An 18,366-nucleotide genomic window follows, 5' to 3' on the forward strand; every position below is an offset into this window, starting at 1 on the left:
TGCGAAACGCGCCTGATTCAGTGTTGATTCGACGCCTCTGATCGACATCGCAATTCTCTCGGACAGACGGAGTCACCCCCCATGCGTGTGCTACCCGATAATTCCGCCCCGACGGCACCCAGACTCTCGGCCGCGCTGCTGGGCAAACTGCCGACCGCCGTGGTGCGGCCCGGCTTCGCGCCGCGCAGCCTCAGCACCGGCATCCTGCACCTCGGCTGCGGTTCCTTCCACCGGGCCCATCAGGCCCTCGCCACCCAGCACGCCATCGACGCCACCTCGGATCCGCGCTGGGGCATCGCGTCGGTGGCCATGACCCGCCCGACCGTGGTGGCGGCCCTGCGCGCGCAGGACAACCTGTACACGACCCTGCTGCACGACGACGGCCGCGTCCGCGTCGAAGTGGTCGGCGCCATCGTCGATGCCGTGCACGCGCCGTCGGATCGCCTCGGTGTCCCGAAGCGAATCGCGCACCCGGACATCAAGATCGTGACGCTCACCGTCACCGCCAGCGGCTACTGCATCTCCCCGGTCACCGGTCGGCTCGACGAGAACTGTGAGTCCGTCCGCCACGACCTGCGCGATCCGCGCCACCCGATCAGCCCGATCGGCATGCTGGCCAACGGTTTCGCCGCGATCCGCCGCCGCGGCGGCATACCCCCGGTCGTGCTCAGCTGCGACAACCTGTGTGGCAACGGCCGCAATCTGCGTGCCGCCGTCATCGATTTCGCCGCCCTGCGCGACGGCGGCCTCGCCGACTGGATCGCGCGCAACGTGCAGTTCCCCAACAGCGTCGTCGACCGCATCGTGCAGCCCGCCACCCCGGCCGATCCGGCGGCGGCCCGGAACTGGCTGGGCGGCATCGAGGATCGCGCGCCGGTCTCGGCCGAGCCGTTCATGACCTGGACCATCGAGCACTTCGACGGTGAATGCCCGCGCTGGGACCTGGCCGGGGCCCGCTTCGTCACCGACGTCACCGACTACGAGCAGGCGAAACTGCGCCTGCTCAACGGCACCCACATGCTGCTGGCCTACCTCGGCGCGCTCGCCGGATACTGCACCATCGCCGAGGCCGCCGCCGATCCGGCCCTCGGCGCGCTGGCGCGGCAGTTCATGCGGTGCGAGCAGGGGCCGACACTGGCGCTGCCCGCGACCGAACTGCATCGCACGGTGGACGAGCTCATGGTCCGCTTCCGCAACCCGGCCATCTGCCACGACATGACCAGGGTGGGCCGCAACGGCTCGGACAAGATGGTCCCGAGAGTCGTTGCCGCCCTGCGTGACAACATCGAGGCGGGCCGCCCGACCCCGGGTGCGGAACTGCTCATCGCCGCCTGGATCCGCTGGTTCACCGCGAGCCGGGAGCCCGGCGCGGTGATGACAGTGGCCGATCCGCGCGAGAATTCGCTGGCCGCCCTCGCCGACACCACCGACCCGCACCGCTGTGCGCGCGCTTTCTTGCAGCGCACCGATATTTTCGGCACGCTGCCGGAGCCGCACCGATTACACCGGCAGGTCGGCGACGCGCTGGCCGAACTCGTGCGCGACGGCGTCGACGCCACGGTCCGGCGCCGACTCGACCCGGGATACGAAGGGAGCAACCGATGACGGTGGTACGCGCGGTCGTCTTCGACATGGACGGCCTGCTGCTGGATTCCGAGCGGCTGGCCATGCGATCGCTGGTGAGCGCGGGCGCGGAACTCGGCTTCGACATGCCGGATGCGTTCTGCCGCTCCATGATCGGCGTTCCGGCCGACCGCTGCCGGGAGCTGGCCGTGACCGCCTACGGCCCGGATTTCCCGCTGCGGGCGTACTTCGACCTGCACGAGCGGCATCTGCGTGAACTGGTCGACCAGGGGCAGCTTGCCGTCAAGCCGGGCGTGGCGGCGCTGCTCGATGAGCTGGAGCGGCAAGGGATTCCGAAGGCGATCGCCACCTCGTCGTCGCGGGAGCGGGCCGATCATCACCTCGGATTGGCCGGGCTCGGTGCGCGTTTCGACGCGGTGATCACCCGGCAGGACGTCGTCAACGGCAAGCCGGATCCGGAGCCGTACCTGAAGGCGGTTGCGACCCTGGGCCAGGAACCGGATCACACTCTGGCACTGGAGGATTCGACCAACGGTCTGCTGGCCGCGCACGCGGCAGGCCTGCGCTGCATCCTGGTCCCGGACCTGGTGCGGCCCACCGAAGAGACCCGCAGGCTGGCCCATCGGGTGTATCCCGACCTGCATCCCGTCATCGACTACATCCTCGCAGCCAACTCCTAGCGAGTTCACCGCCCACCCGCTGGGCAACGACACCCTGTTCCTGTCGCAGCGGCCCTACCTGCCGCTGGGCGACCTGCGTGCCGCCGTCGCCTATCCCGCCGCACCCGGCGTGGTCGACTACGCTCACCGGCGGTGGCGACTGGCAGCTCTCGCCGCTGGCGGTGGACGCCTAGCGTGGCTGTGATCACGGGCCGTGGGTGGCGTCCACGGCCGCGGTGAGGGCATACAGGGTCACGACGAGACCGAGGGCGAAGACCGCCACCCCGGCGAAGATCGCGCGGCCCGCGCGGACGGGCTTCCCCTTGGTGGCGGCGGAGTATTCGATCTGCCAGGTGACGACACCGGCGGCGAGCCAGAAACCCCAGGCGCACAGCATGGGGAGTGCGGCTCCGGACAGGATCGCGTTTGTTGAGCAGGGCGATTCGTAGCCGCAGTGGGTGGGTTCGTCGAAGGCCATCCAGGCCGCCCCCGACACCAGCAGGGTGGCCAGGAAACCGAAGACGCCCAGCGTCTTCCAGGTCGAGGCGAAGCGTTTCAATCGCGCCGCTCTGTCGTCGACAACCCGCGTCATATCCCGGTCTCCCCACCTGGCGTCACTGCTCCGGCCCGAAAGCCGTTGTGCCACTCACTGTACCGAGATCGGCTACCCGTTCCCGCCGGGCACTCGGGGTCCGGCCGGTGAGCGGACGGTGGTGGGGGCCCAGCGTTGACCCGACCGCAGCAGGATCTCGTTGCAGGAGAACGCGTCCGGCACGGCCATCTCGGTGACCAGGTCGATGAGGGCGATGCCGGGCTCGATGTCGATGAGCCGCCAGCGCAGTCGGGGTTGCAGGGCGAGCAGGGCGCGGCGTGCGCCCGCGAGGGCCGCCTGTGCGGTCACCGGTCGGGTGGTCGCGCCGGGGAGGGTGAAGGCGCGTTCGGTGATCAGCGTTGCCCGGTAGGCGATCTCGTCGCAGGACGGTGCGGTGTGGTCGGCGGCGAAGGCGTCCGTCACCGCCGCGACCCGGGTCAGCGCCCACACCGCGGCAGCCTCGTCGTCGATCACACCCGCCACCACGCAGACGTGGACCTGGCGGACTCCGGGTTCCGTTGCGGCGGAGCGCAATCGGTCGGTGAGGGTGGATTCGAAGGTCGGCTCGTCCGGTTCGGCGCGCAGATACCAGGCGAGCAGCAGTACCGCGGCGAGCCGCTCCGCGCCCGGGTCGGAACCCAGGGCCACGATTACTGTCGCGACACTGTCGGCGGGCGGCAGCGTGCTGGGATCGATACGGTCGCGTTGTTCGGGAATACCGCTGTGGGAGAACTCGGTCATGCCGCCATGCCGCAGATATCCGACATGTTTTCCTTCCGAATGGATTCTGTTTTCACACCGCGCCGTTGCAGGTTGCGGAAGATAATAGTGTCGGCGCGGGGAATTTCGACACCCGTACGGTGATGTTGATCGAGGGCACAACGATCCGGACCGCGAATTGTGAAGCGGCACCAGGTCGCCGGACGCGTACACAAAATGAGCGGTCCTTCACAAAAAGTGAGCTGATCTCGAATCTGGCCGGTGCGCCGCTCCGAAACCTGGTGTCCGGCAGTGGATGATCCGCAGGTCAACGCCGGATCGATGGATCTGCCAGTGGCCGATGGGAAACAGAGTAGAAAGTGAGCTGCTGATCACCTTAGAGTTCGAACTCCACCGGCGCGTGCGGTAGATCGGAAGGAAGTCGACGATGACAACTGACGGAGCACTGCGAGTGGGCCTGACCGTCTCCGGGAAACCGATGTCCACCCCGCTACAGGACGTGCGCGCGGTATCCCGGCAGCTGGTCGGGCATTTCGTCGACAATGTGATCCCGTGCCGGACGCTGCCGGGCGACATCATCTCCGGCGACGTCACCGCGGTCACCCGGGTCTGCCTCGAACTGGCCGTCAGCATGCTGGACGGCGACGACTTCCCCGGCAAGACCGGCAAACTCGCCGAGGCCGCCGCGGGCTGGGCGCGCGAGGGCGTGCCCATCGACACCGTGCTGCACTCCATCCACGAGGGCTTCCGGGTCGGCTTCGACCGGGTGGTGTCCACCGCGACGGTGCGCGACTACGCCAGCCTGGTCGACGGCGCGAAACTCGTGGTGTCCATGCTGGATACGATCAGCGCGACCGTCGCCCGCGCGTACGTGCGCGAACACAAGGCCGTGGTCAGCGAGCATCACACCGCCGTGCACACCCTCACTTCCGCACTGCTGGGCGGACATTCGACCTCCACCATGGCCCGCGAATGCGGCATCGACATCGCCGCCGAGTATTCGGTGCTGGCGCTGGCGATTCCGGAGCATCCCGACCAGCGTCATCCCGGGCTCGACGGCAAGGTGGTGGCCCGCCGCATCCTGCGTCGGCTGCAGGCCGAACTCGCCACCCGCTGCGGGGATGTCGCGCTCGCGCTGCTGAGCGTGGACGGCGGCACCGTGCTCATTCCCAGCACCGCCGTCGAGGATCTGGACACCCTCATCGTCCAGCTGTCGGTGGCCGCGCATGTCCCGGTCACCGCGGCCCTGGTCGTCGCGCCCACCGCCGAGGTGCCGTCGGCGGCCGACCGCGCCCACGAACTCCTGGATATGGTGCAGCGCCTGGAATGCGTTGCCGGACTGTACCGTTTCGCGGATATGGCGCTGGAATATCAGCTCACCCGCCCGGGGCCGGGCCGGGAATCCCTGGGCGCGCTACTGGAACCGCTCTCCGGGCATCCGGAACTGCTGGAAACCCTGCAATGCCATATCAGCAACAATCTCAACCGGCAGCGTACGGCGCGGGTCATGCACATTCACACCAATACCGTCGACTACCGGTTGAAGAAGATCTGTCAGCTCACCGGATTCGATCCGGGCGCGACATCGGGGCTGTGGCAATTGCGTTCCGCCCTCATCGCCCGCACCTTCAGTGACCACAAGGACGCCTCGTGAAATATGCGTATCCGGAGAATATTTCACTGTTGTAGCGTCTCACCGAAGGTCCCGGCCATCTTGGTGACGTCCTCCAGAATTCGCTGACAACTCTTATTCGCTGCTCTTCTCCGGCTTACGGTGATTTCGGATTCGGTGCCGAAAAGTAAAGCGCACCAATGGATTCCGACCTGATCGGGCTGGAGGAAGGCACGAAATGAGACGAAGTATCCGCCGCGGGGCGGCGCGGGTTTCGATAATGGCCGGGGTGTCGATGCTGGCACTCGGATTCGCGGGCGCGGGCGCCGACGCCGCACCGGACCCGGCTCCCACCGAACAGCAACTGGCCGACTACATCCATGCCGGACTCAAGCAGGCCGCGCCCATCGCGGGGACCGGTTCCGCGTGCACCTCCGGGAGCGGCGCGGGCTCGGGCAACGGTTCCGGCGACTGCCTGGGCGGCTCCGGCTCCAGCAGCGGCTCCTCCGGTGGATTCGCCTCCGACACCAAGGCTTACGGCCCGTCCATGACCTCGTGGCTGGCGGCCTTCGGCTACGGCCTGGCCAACCCGGACGCCACCCCTCCGGGCGCCAACGACTGGAACTGCAAGCCGACCGCCGAACACCCGCGCCCGGTGGTGCTGGTGCACGGCACCTGGATGAACGCCTACAACGGTTTCGCGTTCATGGGCCAGCCGATCAAGGACGCGGGCTTCTGCACCTTCACCCTCAACTACGGCCGCTCCGATCTGCTGCAGGGCGGCGGTCTGGGGTCGGTACTGCCCGGCGTGATGGGCACCGGCTACATCCAGGATTCGGCGAAACAGTTGTCCGCCTTCATCGATCGGGTGCTGGCCGCCACCGGAGCACCGCAGGTCGACATCGTCGCGCACTCGCAGGGCGGCGCACTCGCCAACTGGTACACCAAGTTCGAGGGCGGTGCGCCCAAGGTGCACAACCTGGTCACCTTCGGCGCGACCAACCACGGGACCTCGCTCGACGGTATCGGCGCGCTCGGCCGGGCGGTCAACAACTTCGGCATCGACGTGCTCGGCTTCGTCGAGATGTTCGTGGGCCACGCGGGAATTCAGCAGACCATCGGCTCGGACTTCATCAACAAGCTCAACGCCAACGGTGACACCGTGCCGGGCATCGACTACACCATCGTCGGCACCCGCTACGACGAGGTGACCAACCCCGTCGACCTGACCTTCCTGAAGGCGGGCCCCGGTGCGAAGGTCGACAACATCCTGCTGCAGGACGGCTGCGAACAGGACCTGTCCGACCACCTGACGCTGATGTACTCCCCACGCGCCCTCTCGATCGCGCTGCGTGCCCTGGACCCGGTCAAGTTCCCGGACCTGCAGTGCAGCTTCAACCCCTGGCTGCTGGGCGGCGGCGGTTCGCTCTAGCGTGTCTGTCCTCGCACGCTGAGCCGCCGCGGGCGAACCCGTCGGAAGTATGCCCCCTGAACTTCCGGCGGGTTTCGTTCCGTCGCTACCCGGTTCGCGCCTCGGCCTCGATCCAGGTGGCGATCATCCCGGCCGTCATGTCGATGGCCTCCTGGCGTTCCTGACTGTCGACCTCGAGGGCGGTGGCCCGCAGCACGCTCGCGAATCCGGTGTTGATCAGCACGAAGGTCATCACGTCGTATTTGTGGTCGTTGCCCGGTCCGAGGATCTGGATGAGCAGCACCTTCACCAGCAGGCGCAGCCGCGGCTCGAATTCGGGCAGCCCGCTGCTGTAGAACTGCACGCCCGCCACCAGCGCCCGCACCAGTTTGGCGTTGGCGACCAGTTCCCCGGTGAACACCTCGAGCAGTTCGGTGATGATCTGCCGGGTCGAGGGTCCGAGTGTGGTCGCCGAGCGCGGGGAGATACCCGAAACCCAGTGCGTGAAGCTGCGTTCGGAGCTCTCGAGCAGGCGGCCCATCAGTTCGTCCACGATGACGCCGCGATCGGAGAAGTACCGGTACAGCGTCCCGATGCTGATCCCCGCCTCGGCCGCGATCCGATTGGTGGAGGTGCTCGCGATCCCGCGTTCCCCGAACAGTCGGGCCGCGGTATCGAGAATGTGTTCCCGGGTGGCCTTGGACCGGTCCTGAATCGGCCGGCGGCGCTGATGGCCAGCTTTGGGCGGCACCACAGCCTCCTCGCTGCAGAGAAATGAGCGATGCTCAGCTTAGCCGTGACGGCCGTCACCCGTGCGGTATCTTGTTGCGCTACAGGCTCTCGGGAGGTGCCGCATGACCGGTCGAGTACCGAAGGGTCGGGTGGCGCGTGGCACCCGGTTGGGGCGGCTGGCGGCCGGGCAGGCCGTGCGGGGTGCGGGGACCCGGCTGTCGATGATCGGGCGGACCGAGCAGGCGCGGCGAATCCTGGCCGAGCGCTCCGCTTTACAGGCCGCACAGCAATTGGTGGCGGTGCTGGGCAGTATGAAGGGCGCTGCCATGAAGCTCGGGCAGATGCTGTCCATGCTCGACCTGGACCTGGTGCCCGAGGAACATCGGGCCATGTTCCGCGACAAGCTCGCCGAACTGCGGGATCGCGCACCGGCGGTCGGGTTCGCGGATATGCGGCAGGTGATCGAGGCGGATCTGGGTCCGCTGGCGCGGGTGTTCGCCGACTTCGACGAGACGCCGGTGGCGGCGGCCTCGATCGGGCAGGTGTATCGGGCCCGGCTGCGTGACGGCCGCGAGGTCGCGGTGAAGGTGAAGTATCCGGGCGTCGATGCCGCGGTGCATTCGGATATGCGCAACCTGACCATGTTCAGCGGGCTGCTGCGCGCGATCCTGCCCAGCGCGGGCGACGCCTCGGTGCTCGACGAGATCTCCCGCAATATCGGCGGCGAACTCGACTACCTGGGCGAGGCGCGCACCCAGCATCGGATCTCCGAGCGCTATCGCGGGCATCCGCTGCTCACCGTCCCCGACAGCATCCAGGAGCATTGCGGACCGAACGTGCTGGTGACCGAGTTCGTGGCGGGCCGTCAATTCGACGAGATGCGGGCGCTGCCCGACGCCGAACGCGACCGCATCGGTGAGGTGATCTACCGCTTCTACATCACCCCCCTGTTCACCGACTACGAATTCTGCGGCGACCCGCACCCCGGCAACATCCTGCTGGCCCCCGACGGCCGGGTCGCGTTCGTCGACTTCGGCCTCTACCACCGCATGGACCCCGTGCACGCCGAGTTCGAACGCACTGGCCTGCGCGCCGCCTGCGAGGAACGCGCCGAGGACCTCTACCGCCACTGGGTCGACCGCGGCATCGTCGACCCGTCCGCCGACGTGAGCCCCCGCGACTGCCTCGAATACGTCTGGGCCGCAACGGGTTGGCACTTCCTCGACGAGCCCATCACCGTCACCCCCGAACTGGCCACCGGCGCGGTCGTGATGGCCGTCGACCCCCGCGCCGCCGAATTCCGCGGCCTACGCAACCAACTCCTACCCCCCGAACACGTATTCTCCCGCCGCGCAGACCTTTTCACCTTCGCCGCCCTCGGCCAACTGCGCACCACCAACAACTGGCACCGCCTCGCCCGCGAATGGCTCTACCGCGAACCCCCCACCACCGACCTGGGCCGCGCCGCCGAGCAGTGGCGGGCGAGCACCGGCCGGTAGTGGAGATCGAATGCGGTTGTCAGGGAACGGGTTTCAATTCTGAAGAGCCTGTTCTCGCAGTTCGGTCAGGGTTCGGGTGAGGATGCGGGAGACCTGCATCTGGGAGATGCCGAGGCGGTCGGCGATCTGAGCCTGGGTGCAGCAGTCGAAGAAGCGCAGGCGCAGGATTTCCCGGACGCGGTCGGGGAGTTCGTCGAGCAGCGGTCCGACGGCGAGGCTGTCGTCGGTGAGCTGGTAGCCGGGATCCTCGTGGCCGATGAAGTCGGCGATCGAGGACGGCGCCTCGCCGCCGTCCTCGGCTCGGGGCGGATCCAGGGGGTCGGTGCGGTAGGCGTTGGCGGCGATCATGGCGTGGATGATGTCGGAGATGTCGACCTCGAGCTGGACGGCGATCTCACCGGCGGTCGGCATCCGCGCCAGGCGCTGGCACAGCACCTCGATCGCCGGTCCGAGCTGCTGCTGAATCTCCTTGACCCGCCGTGGAACTCTCAGTGCCCAGGTGCGGTCGCGGAAGTAGCGGCGGACCTCGCCGAGCATGGTGGGCACCGCGTAGGCCAGGAACGAGGTGGCCCGCTCCGGGCTGTAGCGGTCGACGGATTCGATCAGTCCCAGCGAGGCGACCTGGTAGAGGTCGTCGTAGCTCTCCCCGCGCCCGCAGTAGCGGCGGGCGATGTGCTGGGCCAGCGGCAGACACCGACGCAGGATCTCCTCGCGCAGCAGCGTGCGTTCCGCGCAGTCGGCGGGGAGTGCGGCGAGCTTGTCGAGCCAGGGTTCGATGTCGTCGTAGGAATTGCGGCCATGCCCGCGGGCTGCCCGCGTCGACCTGGACAGCCTGGTTTTCGGGTCGTTCATGTGACCCTCCCGCAGTACCTGTCCCGCGGGTCCCGCGCTCACATTTTGAACGTCTCCGCTTCGTTTCCCGTACCGCTGTCCTCCAGACTGTCAGCTTCGCCCGGATAGGTCAGTACGGAAAACGAAGCGAGCCGGCGCGGCGGCCGTCACGGCAGGTAGGGGCCCAGATATCCGACCGTCTCGGCGACATGCGTGGCGGCGACCCCGAGGCCGATCCCGGTGAACTCCCACGAGCGCGGATCGCGCGCCAGCTTGCCCACCACCACCGCGGTGTGCGGACCGCCGGTCAGGGAGTACCGGGCGATCTCCAGCGTCGATCCCGCATCCACGATGTGACAGTACGCATTCGGCACATCGGCGAAAGTCCTTGCCGTGTACGAGGTTATGACGAGGAACACCGAAGTCACCTGATCGGCGATCCGACTGAGATCCGCCACGATGACCTCGTTGTCGCCCGCCCCCTCACCGGTCAGATTGTCTCCGGTGTGCCGCACCGACCCGTCCAACGACGTCAAATTCTCGTGATAGACCGCATCGACCAGCTGATCGCCGCTGAACGACAGCGCCGCGATATTCAGATCCGCCCGACCTGAAACCACATCCGGCGCACCAGCATCCAGCTCAGTGGCATCCATGGGAACAAGATCCGGAGCCGGATCCCATCCGATCGAAACCATGATGCATTCGAGCACCGCCCCCTCGGTGGTGAGTAGTGGAACCGACACAGCAAACCCTTTTCGTTCGAAATCTCTCGCTCGCTCCGGACGTGCCCCATCACGCCGCATCGAAACCGCTGGCGGGGTGGCGCAATGGTGTCGGCGAATCCCGCCGACGCCCGTCACGGATGCAGGACGGTGAGTTTCTGCGTGCCGCCGCTGATCGTGTAGAGCGTGTGCGTGGACGGATCGACAGCCAGCGCGTCCGGGCTGTCGGCGACGGCGATCGATCTGCTCACGGCATTCTGGGTCAGGTCGATCACCAGGATCGAATTGTCGGTGCTACCGCCCACATACAGATTCCGGGCCGCGAGATCGATCGCGATGCTGGTGCCGACGCCACCCATCGGCGGTGTCGCGATGGTGGCGGCGATCTTGCGGTTGGCGAGGTCGATGGCGACGATCCGCGAATTCTGAGTGTCGTTGGCGTAGAGCATGCGGGCGGCGGGATCGAATGCCACCGCACCGGAACAGCAATCCTTGACCGCAGTCTGGTCGGCGGGTTCACCGGACACCGGATCGAGCGTGAATGCCGAGTTGCTCGCGATATTGATGCCCACCAGCTTGTGTGTGCCGGTATCGACGGCGAACTCGAACGATCCGCGAGCATCGGTGCGCTGTGTCCGGGCAGCGGGGTCGATCACGGCCAGCCAGCCGTCGAAGGACTCGTAGGCGTACACGGTGTGCGTCCCGGGGTCGACCAGAATGCCGCTGGGAAAGTCGAAGGCCCCCGGTTTGTCCGGTCCGATCTTGATGGTCGCGGTGCTGGCGAGGGTATCGGGGTCGATGATGTCGACGACCGGATCGGTGCCGTTCGTGCCGCCCGCGAAGATGGTGTGGGAGGCGGTGTCGATCGTCATCGTGTTTCGGGTACCGCCCAGCGTGGCAGTCGTTTTCGACCGTCCAGTGACCGGGTCGAGTGCCGAGATGGTGTGATCGTCGTTGGTCACGAATACCGCGTGGGTGCCGGGGTCGACCGCGATCGCCCTGGGCGACTTCTCCAGTGCGATCGACGGGGCTTCCGCCGCAGCCGAACTCGGGGTCGACGAGGTGTCGGAGCGCTGGCGCAGCACCTCGGACAGTGTGAGCGCCGATGCGACGACCACCAGCACCGCGACCAGCACCACGGCCACTCGCTTCCGGCGGCCGATCTTCGCCGGTCCGGTGGTCGGTATCGGGATCGGCGACGGTGGTTCGGCAGGCATCGGATCAGTGGCCGGAGGCGGCGTGCCGATGATCGTCGATTGCCCGACCAGCACCGGCTCGACCGCTCGATCCTGCGGTGCGGGAGGCGCTTTCACGGTCGATACGGTCTCGACAGGTTGCGGGGCGGTCGGTGGCCGATCGGCCGCAGCGGCACGTTCGATGGCCGCCGCCAGGGCCCCGCACGTCTGGTACCGATCTTCGGGTCGTTTCGCGAGCGCGGTCGCGATGACCTCGTCGATCCCGGCGGGCAGTTCCGGGCGGCGGATGCGCACCGACGGCGGTTCCTCCAGCAGGTGCGCGGCGATCACCGCGGCCTGATCCCTGCGGGGGAACGGCGGCTCACCGGTCAGTAGTTGGTACAGCGTCGCGCCGAGTGAGTAGATATCGGCCCGATGGTCCGCCGGTTTCCGCGAAAACCGTTCCGGCGCAGCGTAAGCCAGGGTGGCGGCCACGCCGGTGAGGGTCGCGGTGTCGTCCATGGTGCGGGCGATGCCGAAATCGGTGAGCACCGCGCGTTCCCCGGAGCGCAGATCGTGGTCGATGAGCAGGTTGGCGGGTTTGACGTCGCGGTGCAGCACGCCCTGCGCGTGCGCGTAGTCGAGGGCGTGCGCGGCGTCGGTGATCAACGCGACCGCGCGCGGCAATTTCAGGCCGCTGACGGTGCCCGACAGCAGTGTGGTGACATCGCCGCCCTCAATGAACCGCATCGACAGCCACAGTGCCGGATCCCGCGGGTGGCTGCGGTCGTAGACGCCCACGATGTTCGGGTGCTCGAGGCGGGCGGCGAGCTGGGCCTCACGGTCGAAGGCGTTGCGCGCCGGGGGATCCGCGGCCAGCACCTCGTTGAGCACCTTGAGCGCGATCAGCCGGTCGAGCCGGGGATGACCGGCGAGATACACCGCGCCCATCCCGCCGCGGCCCAGCAGCCGGCGAATGGTGAACCCGGCGAAGTTCGTCCCCGGTCGCAGATCCATGCTCGTCCCCTGTGTACGCGCAGCCGGAAGACGCTGCGCGAAGCCTGATCACGGCCTCATCGAACTCTAGTTGACCGGCCCGCCGGATGCCGGGCGATCACAGCCACTTGCTGCGCCGGAACACCACGAACAGCGCGGCGCACAGCAGCGCCATCGCCGAGAGCGCGGCCGGGTAACCCCAGGCCTGCTTGAGTTCCGGCATGTGCTCGAAGTTCATGCCGTAGATTCCGGCGATCATGGTCGGCACCGCGAACATGGCGGCGAGCGCGGAGATCTTGCGCATATCGGTGTTCTGCTGCACCGCGTGCTTGGCGAGCGCGGCGTCGATGAGGGCGCGCAGGGATTCGTCGAAGTCGGCGATGCGTTCGGTGACCGCGGTGTGATGGTCGGCGACGTCGCGCAGATAACGGCGAATCTCCTTGCTGAGCGGCATATCCGGCCGCACCAGCAGTTGCAGCGGCGCGGACAGCGGGTACACCGCGCGCTTCAACTCGCCGATCTCGCGCTTGAGCTGATAGATCGGTTCGACCGCGACTTTGCTTCCGGGCGTGAAGATTTCCTCCTCCATCGCCTCGACATCCTGTTCGACGGATGCCGCCACCTCGATATAGGAGTCGACCACGTAGTCGGCGATGGCGTGCAATACCGCCCCCGGCCCCCGCCGCAGCCGTTCCTGGTCGCCCTCGAGTTCCCGCCGCACCCCCGCGAGCCCCGAATGCTCCCCGTGCCGCACCGCTACCACGAATTCCGCCGCCACGAACACCAGGATCTCCCCGGTCTGCACGATCTCGCTGACGCTGTGCATGTCGTGTTCGAGATGCGCCACCGTCCGCATCACCATGACCAGCGTCTCGTCGTACTGCTCGAGTTTGGGCCGCTGCTGTGCGCGTACCGCGTCCTCGGCCGCCAGCGGATGCAACCCGAAAGTCTCTGCGATATCGGCCATTTGATGTTCGTCCGGTTCGTGCAATCCCACCCACACGAACCCGTCGCCGCGCTTGCGTACTTCCGCGAGCGCCGCCGCGTGCGTGAAATGCCCGGGCATCCGTTTCCCGTCCACATAGACGGCGCAGTCGACAATGGCGCGCGCGGCCGGAACCGGAATCCACGGTATCCGCCCGCGACTGTTCCGGCGGAACGAGGGCAATGGCGAACCAGGGGACATCGCCCGATCGTGACACCACTCGGCAAACCCCCGAAACCCCGCGCAGATGACCTCTTCATGTCGATCCCGTGCCCATTCCACGGCACGCCGCCCGAAAATCCCTGTCCCTGCCCGCGCACCCGCCGATACCGTGTGCCGGTGAACTCTCCCCAGCGAATCGTCGACGGATTCGTCGACCGTGTCTACGCCGGAATCGACGACGAGGACGCCCTGGTAATCGCCGCATTCATGCGAGAACTCCCCGCCACCATCCCGCCGGAGAAGTCCCGCGCCTGGGACGAGCTGTCGGCGTTGGTGTCCGATCCGGACTTCGAAGCGACGATGCGCCGCATGGCCGTCGAGAGCGCCGTCGACAACCGGATCGAATTCGGCCTGAACGTCCGGCCGCTGATCCTCGAGCACGCACGGCCCGCGGTCGAAGCGGACATCACACCGGATTCGGAGCGGGGCCGGATGATCCTGAACCGCATCGTGCCGACGGAACTGCCTGCCGCGGAACAGCATGCGCTGCTGTCCTGGCTCGCCGCCGTGACCGACCGTCGCATCGAACGCTACTGGCAGCTACTCGACGAGCTCAACGATCACACGCCGATGCCGTCCAACGTGCCCGCCTTCGCCTGGCTCGCCGCGGCGCTCACCGCGCACCGGTAGTCCGCGTCAGGCGCGGGCGGGATCGGCGAACCACAGCGGAACGACGGTGTGGACGTAGGAGCTGATGCACTCGAGGGTCGGGCCGGAGAGGATCTCGCCGACGAAGTAGAGGCCGTCGCGGCCCTGGACGGCGGCCACCCGTGACGGCCAATCCTCGCGCAGCGCAGTGGTGCTCGGATAGGCGGGCCATTCGGCGATGGCTTCGGCGACGAGTTCGGGATCGGGGAACAGGAACAGGCTCTCCGCGGCCAGCGACCAGGCTTCGGCGTCGGAGACCGACAGGTCGGAGTTGCTGAAGCACACCCAGTACGGTCCGGGGTGCTGCTTGTTGGCCGCGGTGATCCGATGCCGGGACTGCTGCGGGTCGGTGTCGGTGTAACTGCCATAGGGGTCGATCAGCCAGAAGCCCAGTGGCTCAGCGGAATCGGGGCGGCGCGGGAAGGTGAGCGGTTCGTTCGGGGTGTGGATCAGATAGCTGCGAGTCCAGGTGCGCGGGCAGTTCCGTTCGGAGAACAGGTCGTGGATCTCCCCGCTGGGAAAGATCTCCCGGATCTGCGCGGGTCGGGCGGTCACTATGACCTGGGCGTACGTGCGCGTCCGTTCACTGCCGTCTTCCCGGTATCTGACGCGAATCTCGTTGGGTCGCAACGCTTCGATCCCGGTCACCCGGCACCCGAGTGAGACCTTCAACCGGTGATCGTCGACGATCCGCTGCAGCAGACTCCGGAACCCGTGCGGAAACCCGAGGCTGATCGGCCGTCGCGAACTCATCTGCGCCAGCAGCGACGGCGGCATCCGCCCGACCAACGCCTCCCGCTGACCCGGGTACAGCGACAGCAGCATCTTCCCCAACTGCGAAACATGCCCGCTGATATGCGCATTGGCGTTGATCACCGTCTCGGCCGCCTGCCGCGGCCGCCGCATGTTCGCGTAGATCATCATGCCCTGCAAGATCTCCCCGACCAGCGGTGCGTGCCGAGCCCGATAGCTCTCCCACGTCTCGCCCGAAATCCGGTCGTACGCAAGCCCATCCAGCCCGGGCCCCCGCCGTTCGCGATCGGCCCGCTCGATGATGTTCCACGCCTCGACCAGCTGATCGACGGCCTGCTCCGCCGTGAGGCTCTGCAACAGCGGCACGAAATGCGGCGGCACCCCGAGCTGCGGCTTACCCGCCCCCGACCGCGACACGAAGTACAGCGACTCCGGCTGTGTGGCTACCGGATGCGCGCGCAGCAATGCCTCGACCGCGGTCCCCGCCATATCCGCCCCGAAGTCCTGCTGCGCCACGAGATGTGCTTGGAAATCATAGATTCGGCCGTCGACCTCGGCGGTCTGGCAGTACCCGCCGAGCCGGTCTGCGGCCTCGAGCACATCGATGTCACCGAACCCGAGCTCCCGCAACTTCGCCGCGGCCAGAATCCCGCTCTGCCCGGCCCCGACAACGCACACGGCCGCCCCGGCATCCATCCCGACTCCTCCGCTCGCATCGAGTATGCGCGCGCGGCAGTCCCGCCGATGCCGAATCTGCCCGGGTACCGCCCGGTATCCTCGCGGCGAGTGGGCGGCCCCGCGCCGGTGCGCCGAGGGGATTCGGTGCGCACCGGCGGACGGGGCCTATCGGGAAAGCTGTTGTGGGGGAAGCGGATCAGGGAGCCGGCGGCGGGTTCGGGTTCCAGCACGCCAGGGGCGGGCCCGGCGGGTAGAGGAGGGTCCAGCCGATGGCGGCGCCGATGGCCGCGCCGATCAGGGCGCCGGGCAGTGCGCTGCCGCTGCCGCCGATGGCCGCGCCGACCAGGGCGCCCAGCAGGGCGTTGCACTGGTGCATGGAGACGTCGGGGTCATCGACGTTGGTGGCGGGCGGCGTGGCCGCCTCGGGGGACTGCTCGACGGTGATGCCGGGCGGATCGTCGGTGGTGGCCGGGTCCGCGCCCGCCGTACCTGCGGAGAGTGCCGTCGCGCCGATTGCGAGCACGGCGGTCGCTGTAAATCGGTTGATTTTCATCGCTCCTTCTTCCGTGCCGAGAGAAGGGGACTATCGTGAACCAATCCGATCTATGCGTACCAGACGTGGCATGCGCACCAAGTCGTTTCGGAAATTTCGTGACCGGTGGTGTATTCGCCCGTAACCGGGCCTCGGCGCTGAATTCGAATTCCGTGCGGCTCCGGGATACATTTGGCCCCGTCTGTATTCCTCTGCGAAAGGGTCACCGCCATGTCGATTGCCGCTGACAAGGTCGTCTCCATCGATTACACCTTGACCGACGATGACGGCGACGTGCTGGACACCTCGGTCGGCGACGAGCCGCTGGTCTACCTGCACGGTGCGGAGAACATCGTGCCCGGGCTGGAGCGCGCGCTCGAGGGCAAGACGACCGGCGACGAGCTGGTCGTGATCGTCGAGCCGGAGGACGGCTACGGCGAGTACGACGCCGAACTGGTCAGCACCGTCGCCCTGGAGATGTTCGAGGGTGTCGACGAGATCGAGCCGGGCATGGAGTTCCACGCCGAGGCGCCGGACGGCGAATCGCAGATCGTCACCGTGCGCCAGGTCGACGGCAGCGAGGTCACCATCGACGCCAACCACCCGCTGGCCGGTCAGCGCCTGCACTTCAAGGTCAAGGTCGTCGACATCCGCGACGCCAGCGACGAGGAGCTGGTGCACGGCCACCCGCACGGCGAAGACGACGATCACGAGCACTGACCCGCCCGCTGCAATTAGAACGTGTTCTATATTCGAGGGACTGTTCCGGCGATCCCTCGGGAGTTCACGACATGTACCAGTGGTCCGACGAAGACCTGATGCTCCGCGACGCTGTGCGCGGCTTCATCGACAAGGAGCTCCGGCCGCACGTCGACCAGCTGGAAAGCGGTGCCCTGCCGCCGTTCGACATCATCCGCAAGCTGTACGCGACCTTCGGCCTTGACGAGATGGCCAGGGAAGGGCTCGAGAAGGCGCTGGCCCGCGAGGAAGCGGGCACGACGGGTAAGTCGGGCGGCGGCTTCAGCGGCTCGGGCAGCATGGGCGTCATCCTCAACAGCGAACTCGCGGGCGTCAGCCTGGGCCTGGTCGCCTCGATGGGGGTGAGCCTCGGCCTCACCGCCGCCACCATCCGTACCCGCGGCACCCTGGCGCAGAAGAAGCGCTGGCTGCCCGAGCTGGTCACCATGGAGAAGGTCGGCGCCTGGGCGATCACCGAACCCGATTCGGGTTCGGACGCGTTCGGCGGCATGAAGTCCTACGTCCGCCGCGACGGCGCCGACTACATCCTCAACGGCCGCAAGACCTTCATCACCAACGGTCCCTACGCGGACGTCACCATCGTCTACGCCAAGCTCGACGAGGAGGACGGCGTCGACCGCCGCGACCGCAAGGTGCTGACCTTCGTGCTGGACAAGGGCATGCCCGGTTTCGTGCAGAGCGCGGCGTTCAAGAAGATGGGCATGAACTCCTCGCCCACCGGCGAACTGTTCTTCGACAATGTCCGCATCACCCCCGACCGGCTGCTCGGCGAGACCGAGAACCCGGCCAAGGGCGATGGAAAGGACAGCGCGAAGGAGTCTTTCGCCGCCGAGCGAATCGGCATCGCCTCGCTGGCCCTGGGCATCATCAACGAATGCCACCGGCTCAGCGTCGATTACGCGAAGTCGCGCAAGCTGTGGGGCAAGGAGATCGGCCAGTTCCAGCTCATCCAGCTCAAGCTGGCCGAGATGGAGATCGCCCGAATCAACGTGCAGAACATGGTGTTCAACGCCATCGAGCGCACCGCGGCGGGCGAGAAGGTCTCCCTGGCGGAGGCCTCGGCGATGAAGCTGTACTCCTCGCGCGCCGCCACCGAGGTCGCCATGGAGGCCGTGCAGCTCTTCGGCGGCAACGGCTACATGAACGAGTACAAGGTGGAACAGCTTGCCCGCGACGCCAAGTCGCTGATGATCTACGCGGGCAGCAATGAAATCCAGGTCACGCACATCGCCAAGGGCCTGCTGGTCAAGTAG

General features: G+C 67.4%; 17 protein-coding genes. 8 read left to right on the forward strand and 9 right to left on the reverse strand.

All coding sequences use genetic code 11. The annotated features are described in order from the left end of the window. Positions 1-81 precede the first annotated feature (81 nt). Both OG300_RS03555 and OG300_RS03560 read left to right on the forward strand, forming a co-directional pair. Positions 82-1,605, forward strand: a complete 1,524-nt coding sequence (locus tag OG300_RS03555; RefSeq protein ID WP_405492081.1) for a mannitol dehydrogenase family protein — start codon at positions 82-84, stop codon at positions 1,603-1,605. Further along, positions 1,602-2,264, forward strand: coding sequence for an HAD family hydrolase (locus tag OG300_RS03560; protein WP_405492083.1), 663 nt, complete (start codon positions 1,602-1,604; stop codon positions 2,262-2,264). Before OG300_RS03555 ends, OG300_RS03560 begins: the two co-directional genes overlap by 4 nt. Before the next feature lie 184 nt (positions 2,265-2,448). On the opposite strand, the gene OG300_RS03565 is transcribed toward OG300_RS03560, so the two are convergent. Together OG300_RS03565 and OG300_RS03570 are read right to left on the reverse strand one after the other, a co-directional pair. Beyond that, positions 2,449-2,835, reverse strand: coding sequence for a hypothetical protein (locus OG300_RS03565; protein WP_405492085.1), 387 nt, complete (start codon positions 2,833-2,835; stop codon positions 2,449-2,451). Positions 2,836-2,907: 72 nt separating this feature from the next. Then, on the reverse strand, positions 2,908-3,576 hold the full coding sequence (locus tag OG300_RS03570) for a hypothetical protein (RefSeq protein WP_405492087.1): 669 nt from the start codon (positions 3,574-3,576) through the stop codon (positions 2,908-2,910). A gap of 406 nt (positions 3,577-3,982) precedes the next feature. Here OG300_RS03570 and OG300_RS03575 point away from each other — a divergent pair, with 406 nt between their 5' ends. Beyond that, on the forward strand, positions 3,983-5,209 hold the full coding sequence (locus OG300_RS03575) for a PucR family transcriptional regulator (protein WP_405492089.1): 1,227 nt from the start codon (positions 3,983-3,985) through the stop codon (positions 5,207-5,209). A 196-nt stretch (positions 5,210-5,405) separates the two neighbouring features. After that, positions 5,406-6,599 (forward strand): esterase/lipase family protein, encoded by a 1,194-nt coding sequence (locus OG300_RS03580; RefSeq protein ID WP_405492091.1) that lies wholly within the window; start codon positions 5,406-5,408, stop codon positions 6,597-6,599. A gap of 85 nt (positions 6,600-6,684) precedes the next feature. On the opposite strand, the gene OG300_RS03585 is transcribed toward OG300_RS03580, so the two are convergent. Continuing rightward, positions 6,685-7,329, reverse strand: a complete 645-nt coding sequence (locus OG300_RS03585) for a TetR/AcrR family transcriptional regulator (RefSeq protein ID WP_405492093.1) — start codon at positions 7,327-7,329, stop codon at positions 6,685-6,687. A gap of 103 nt (positions 7,330-7,432) precedes the next feature. On the opposite strand from OG300_RS03585, the gene OG300_RS03590 reads away from it, so the two are divergent. Beyond that, positions 7,433-8,809 (forward strand): ABC1 kinase family protein, encoded by a 1,377-nt coding sequence (locus OG300_RS03590; protein WP_405492095.1) that lies wholly within the window; start codon positions 7,433-7,435, stop codon positions 8,807-8,809. 33 nt (positions 8,810-8,842) lie between these two features. Here OG300_RS03590 and OG300_RS03595 read toward each other — a convergent pair whose 3' ends face one another. The 4 genes from OG300_RS03595 to OG300_RS03610 all read right to left on the reverse strand — a co-directional run bounded on the left by OG300_RS03595 (position 8,843) and on the right by OG300_RS03610 (position 13,722). Then, complete coding sequence (locus OG300_RS03595) at positions 8,843-9,661, reverse strand: SigB/SigF/SigG family RNA polymerase sigma factor (RefSeq protein WP_405492097.1); 819 nt, start codon at positions 9,659-9,661, stop codon at positions 8,843-8,845. 146 nt (positions 9,662-9,807) lie between these two features. Beyond that, positions 9,808-10,386, reverse strand: a complete 579-nt coding sequence (locus OG300_RS03600; RefSeq protein WP_405492099.1) for a TerD family protein — start codon at positions 10,384-10,386, stop codon at positions 9,808-9,810. A gap of 113 nt (positions 10,387-10,499) precedes the next feature. Further along, on the reverse strand, positions 10,500-12,557 hold the full coding sequence (locus tag OG300_RS03605) for a serine/threonine-protein kinase (RefSeq protein WP_405492101.1): 2,058 nt from the start codon (positions 12,555-12,557) through the stop codon (positions 10,500-10,502). A gap of 97 nt (positions 12,558-12,654) precedes the next feature. After that, positions 12,655-13,722, reverse strand: coding sequence for a magnesium and cobalt transport protein CorA (locus OG300_RS03610; RefSeq protein WP_405492102.1), 1,068 nt, complete (start codon positions 13,720-13,722; stop codon positions 12,655-12,657). A gap of 138 nt (positions 13,723-13,860) precedes the next feature. Between OG300_RS03610 and OG300_RS03615 the strand changes: the two genes are divergently transcribed. Next, positions 13,861-14,373 (forward strand): hypothetical protein, encoded by a 513-nt coding sequence (locus tag OG300_RS03615; RefSeq protein WP_405492104.1) that lies wholly within the window; start codon positions 13,861-13,863, stop codon positions 14,371-14,373. Between the two features lie 6 nt (positions 14,374-14,379). Here the strand turns inward: OG300_RS03615 and OG300_RS03620 are convergent, their stop codons facing one another. After that, a complete protein-coding gene (locus OG300_RS03620; protein WP_405492106.1) occupies positions 14,380-15,840 on the reverse strand; it encodes an FAD-dependent oxidoreductase in 1,461 nt (486 codons plus the stop codon). A gap of 178 nt (positions 15,841-16,018) precedes the next feature. Beyond that, on the reverse strand, positions 16,019-16,375 hold the full coding sequence (locus OG300_RS03625; protein WP_405492108.1) for a hypothetical protein: 357 nt from the start codon (positions 16,373-16,375) through the stop codon (positions 16,019-16,021). A gap of 210 nt (positions 16,376-16,585) precedes the next feature. Between OG300_RS03625 and OG300_RS03630 the strand changes: the two genes are divergently transcribed. Both OG300_RS03630 and OG300_RS03635 read left to right on the forward strand, forming a co-directional pair. Next, positions 16,586-17,074, forward strand: a complete 489-nt coding sequence (locus OG300_RS03630) for a peptidylprolyl isomerase (protein WP_405492110.1) — start codon at positions 16,586-16,588, stop codon at positions 17,072-17,074. Between the two features lie 71 nt (positions 17,075-17,145). After that, entirely contained in the window at positions 17,146-18,366 is a 1,221-nt protein-coding gene (locus OG300_RS03635) for an acyl-CoA dehydrogenase family protein (RefSeq protein ID WP_405492112.1), read from the forward strand.

It is taken from the genome of Nocardia sp. NBC_00511 (genome assembly GCF_045161165.1).
Classification (GTDB): Bacteria; Actinomycetota; Actinomycetes; order Mycobacteriales; family Mycobacteriaceae; genus Nocardia.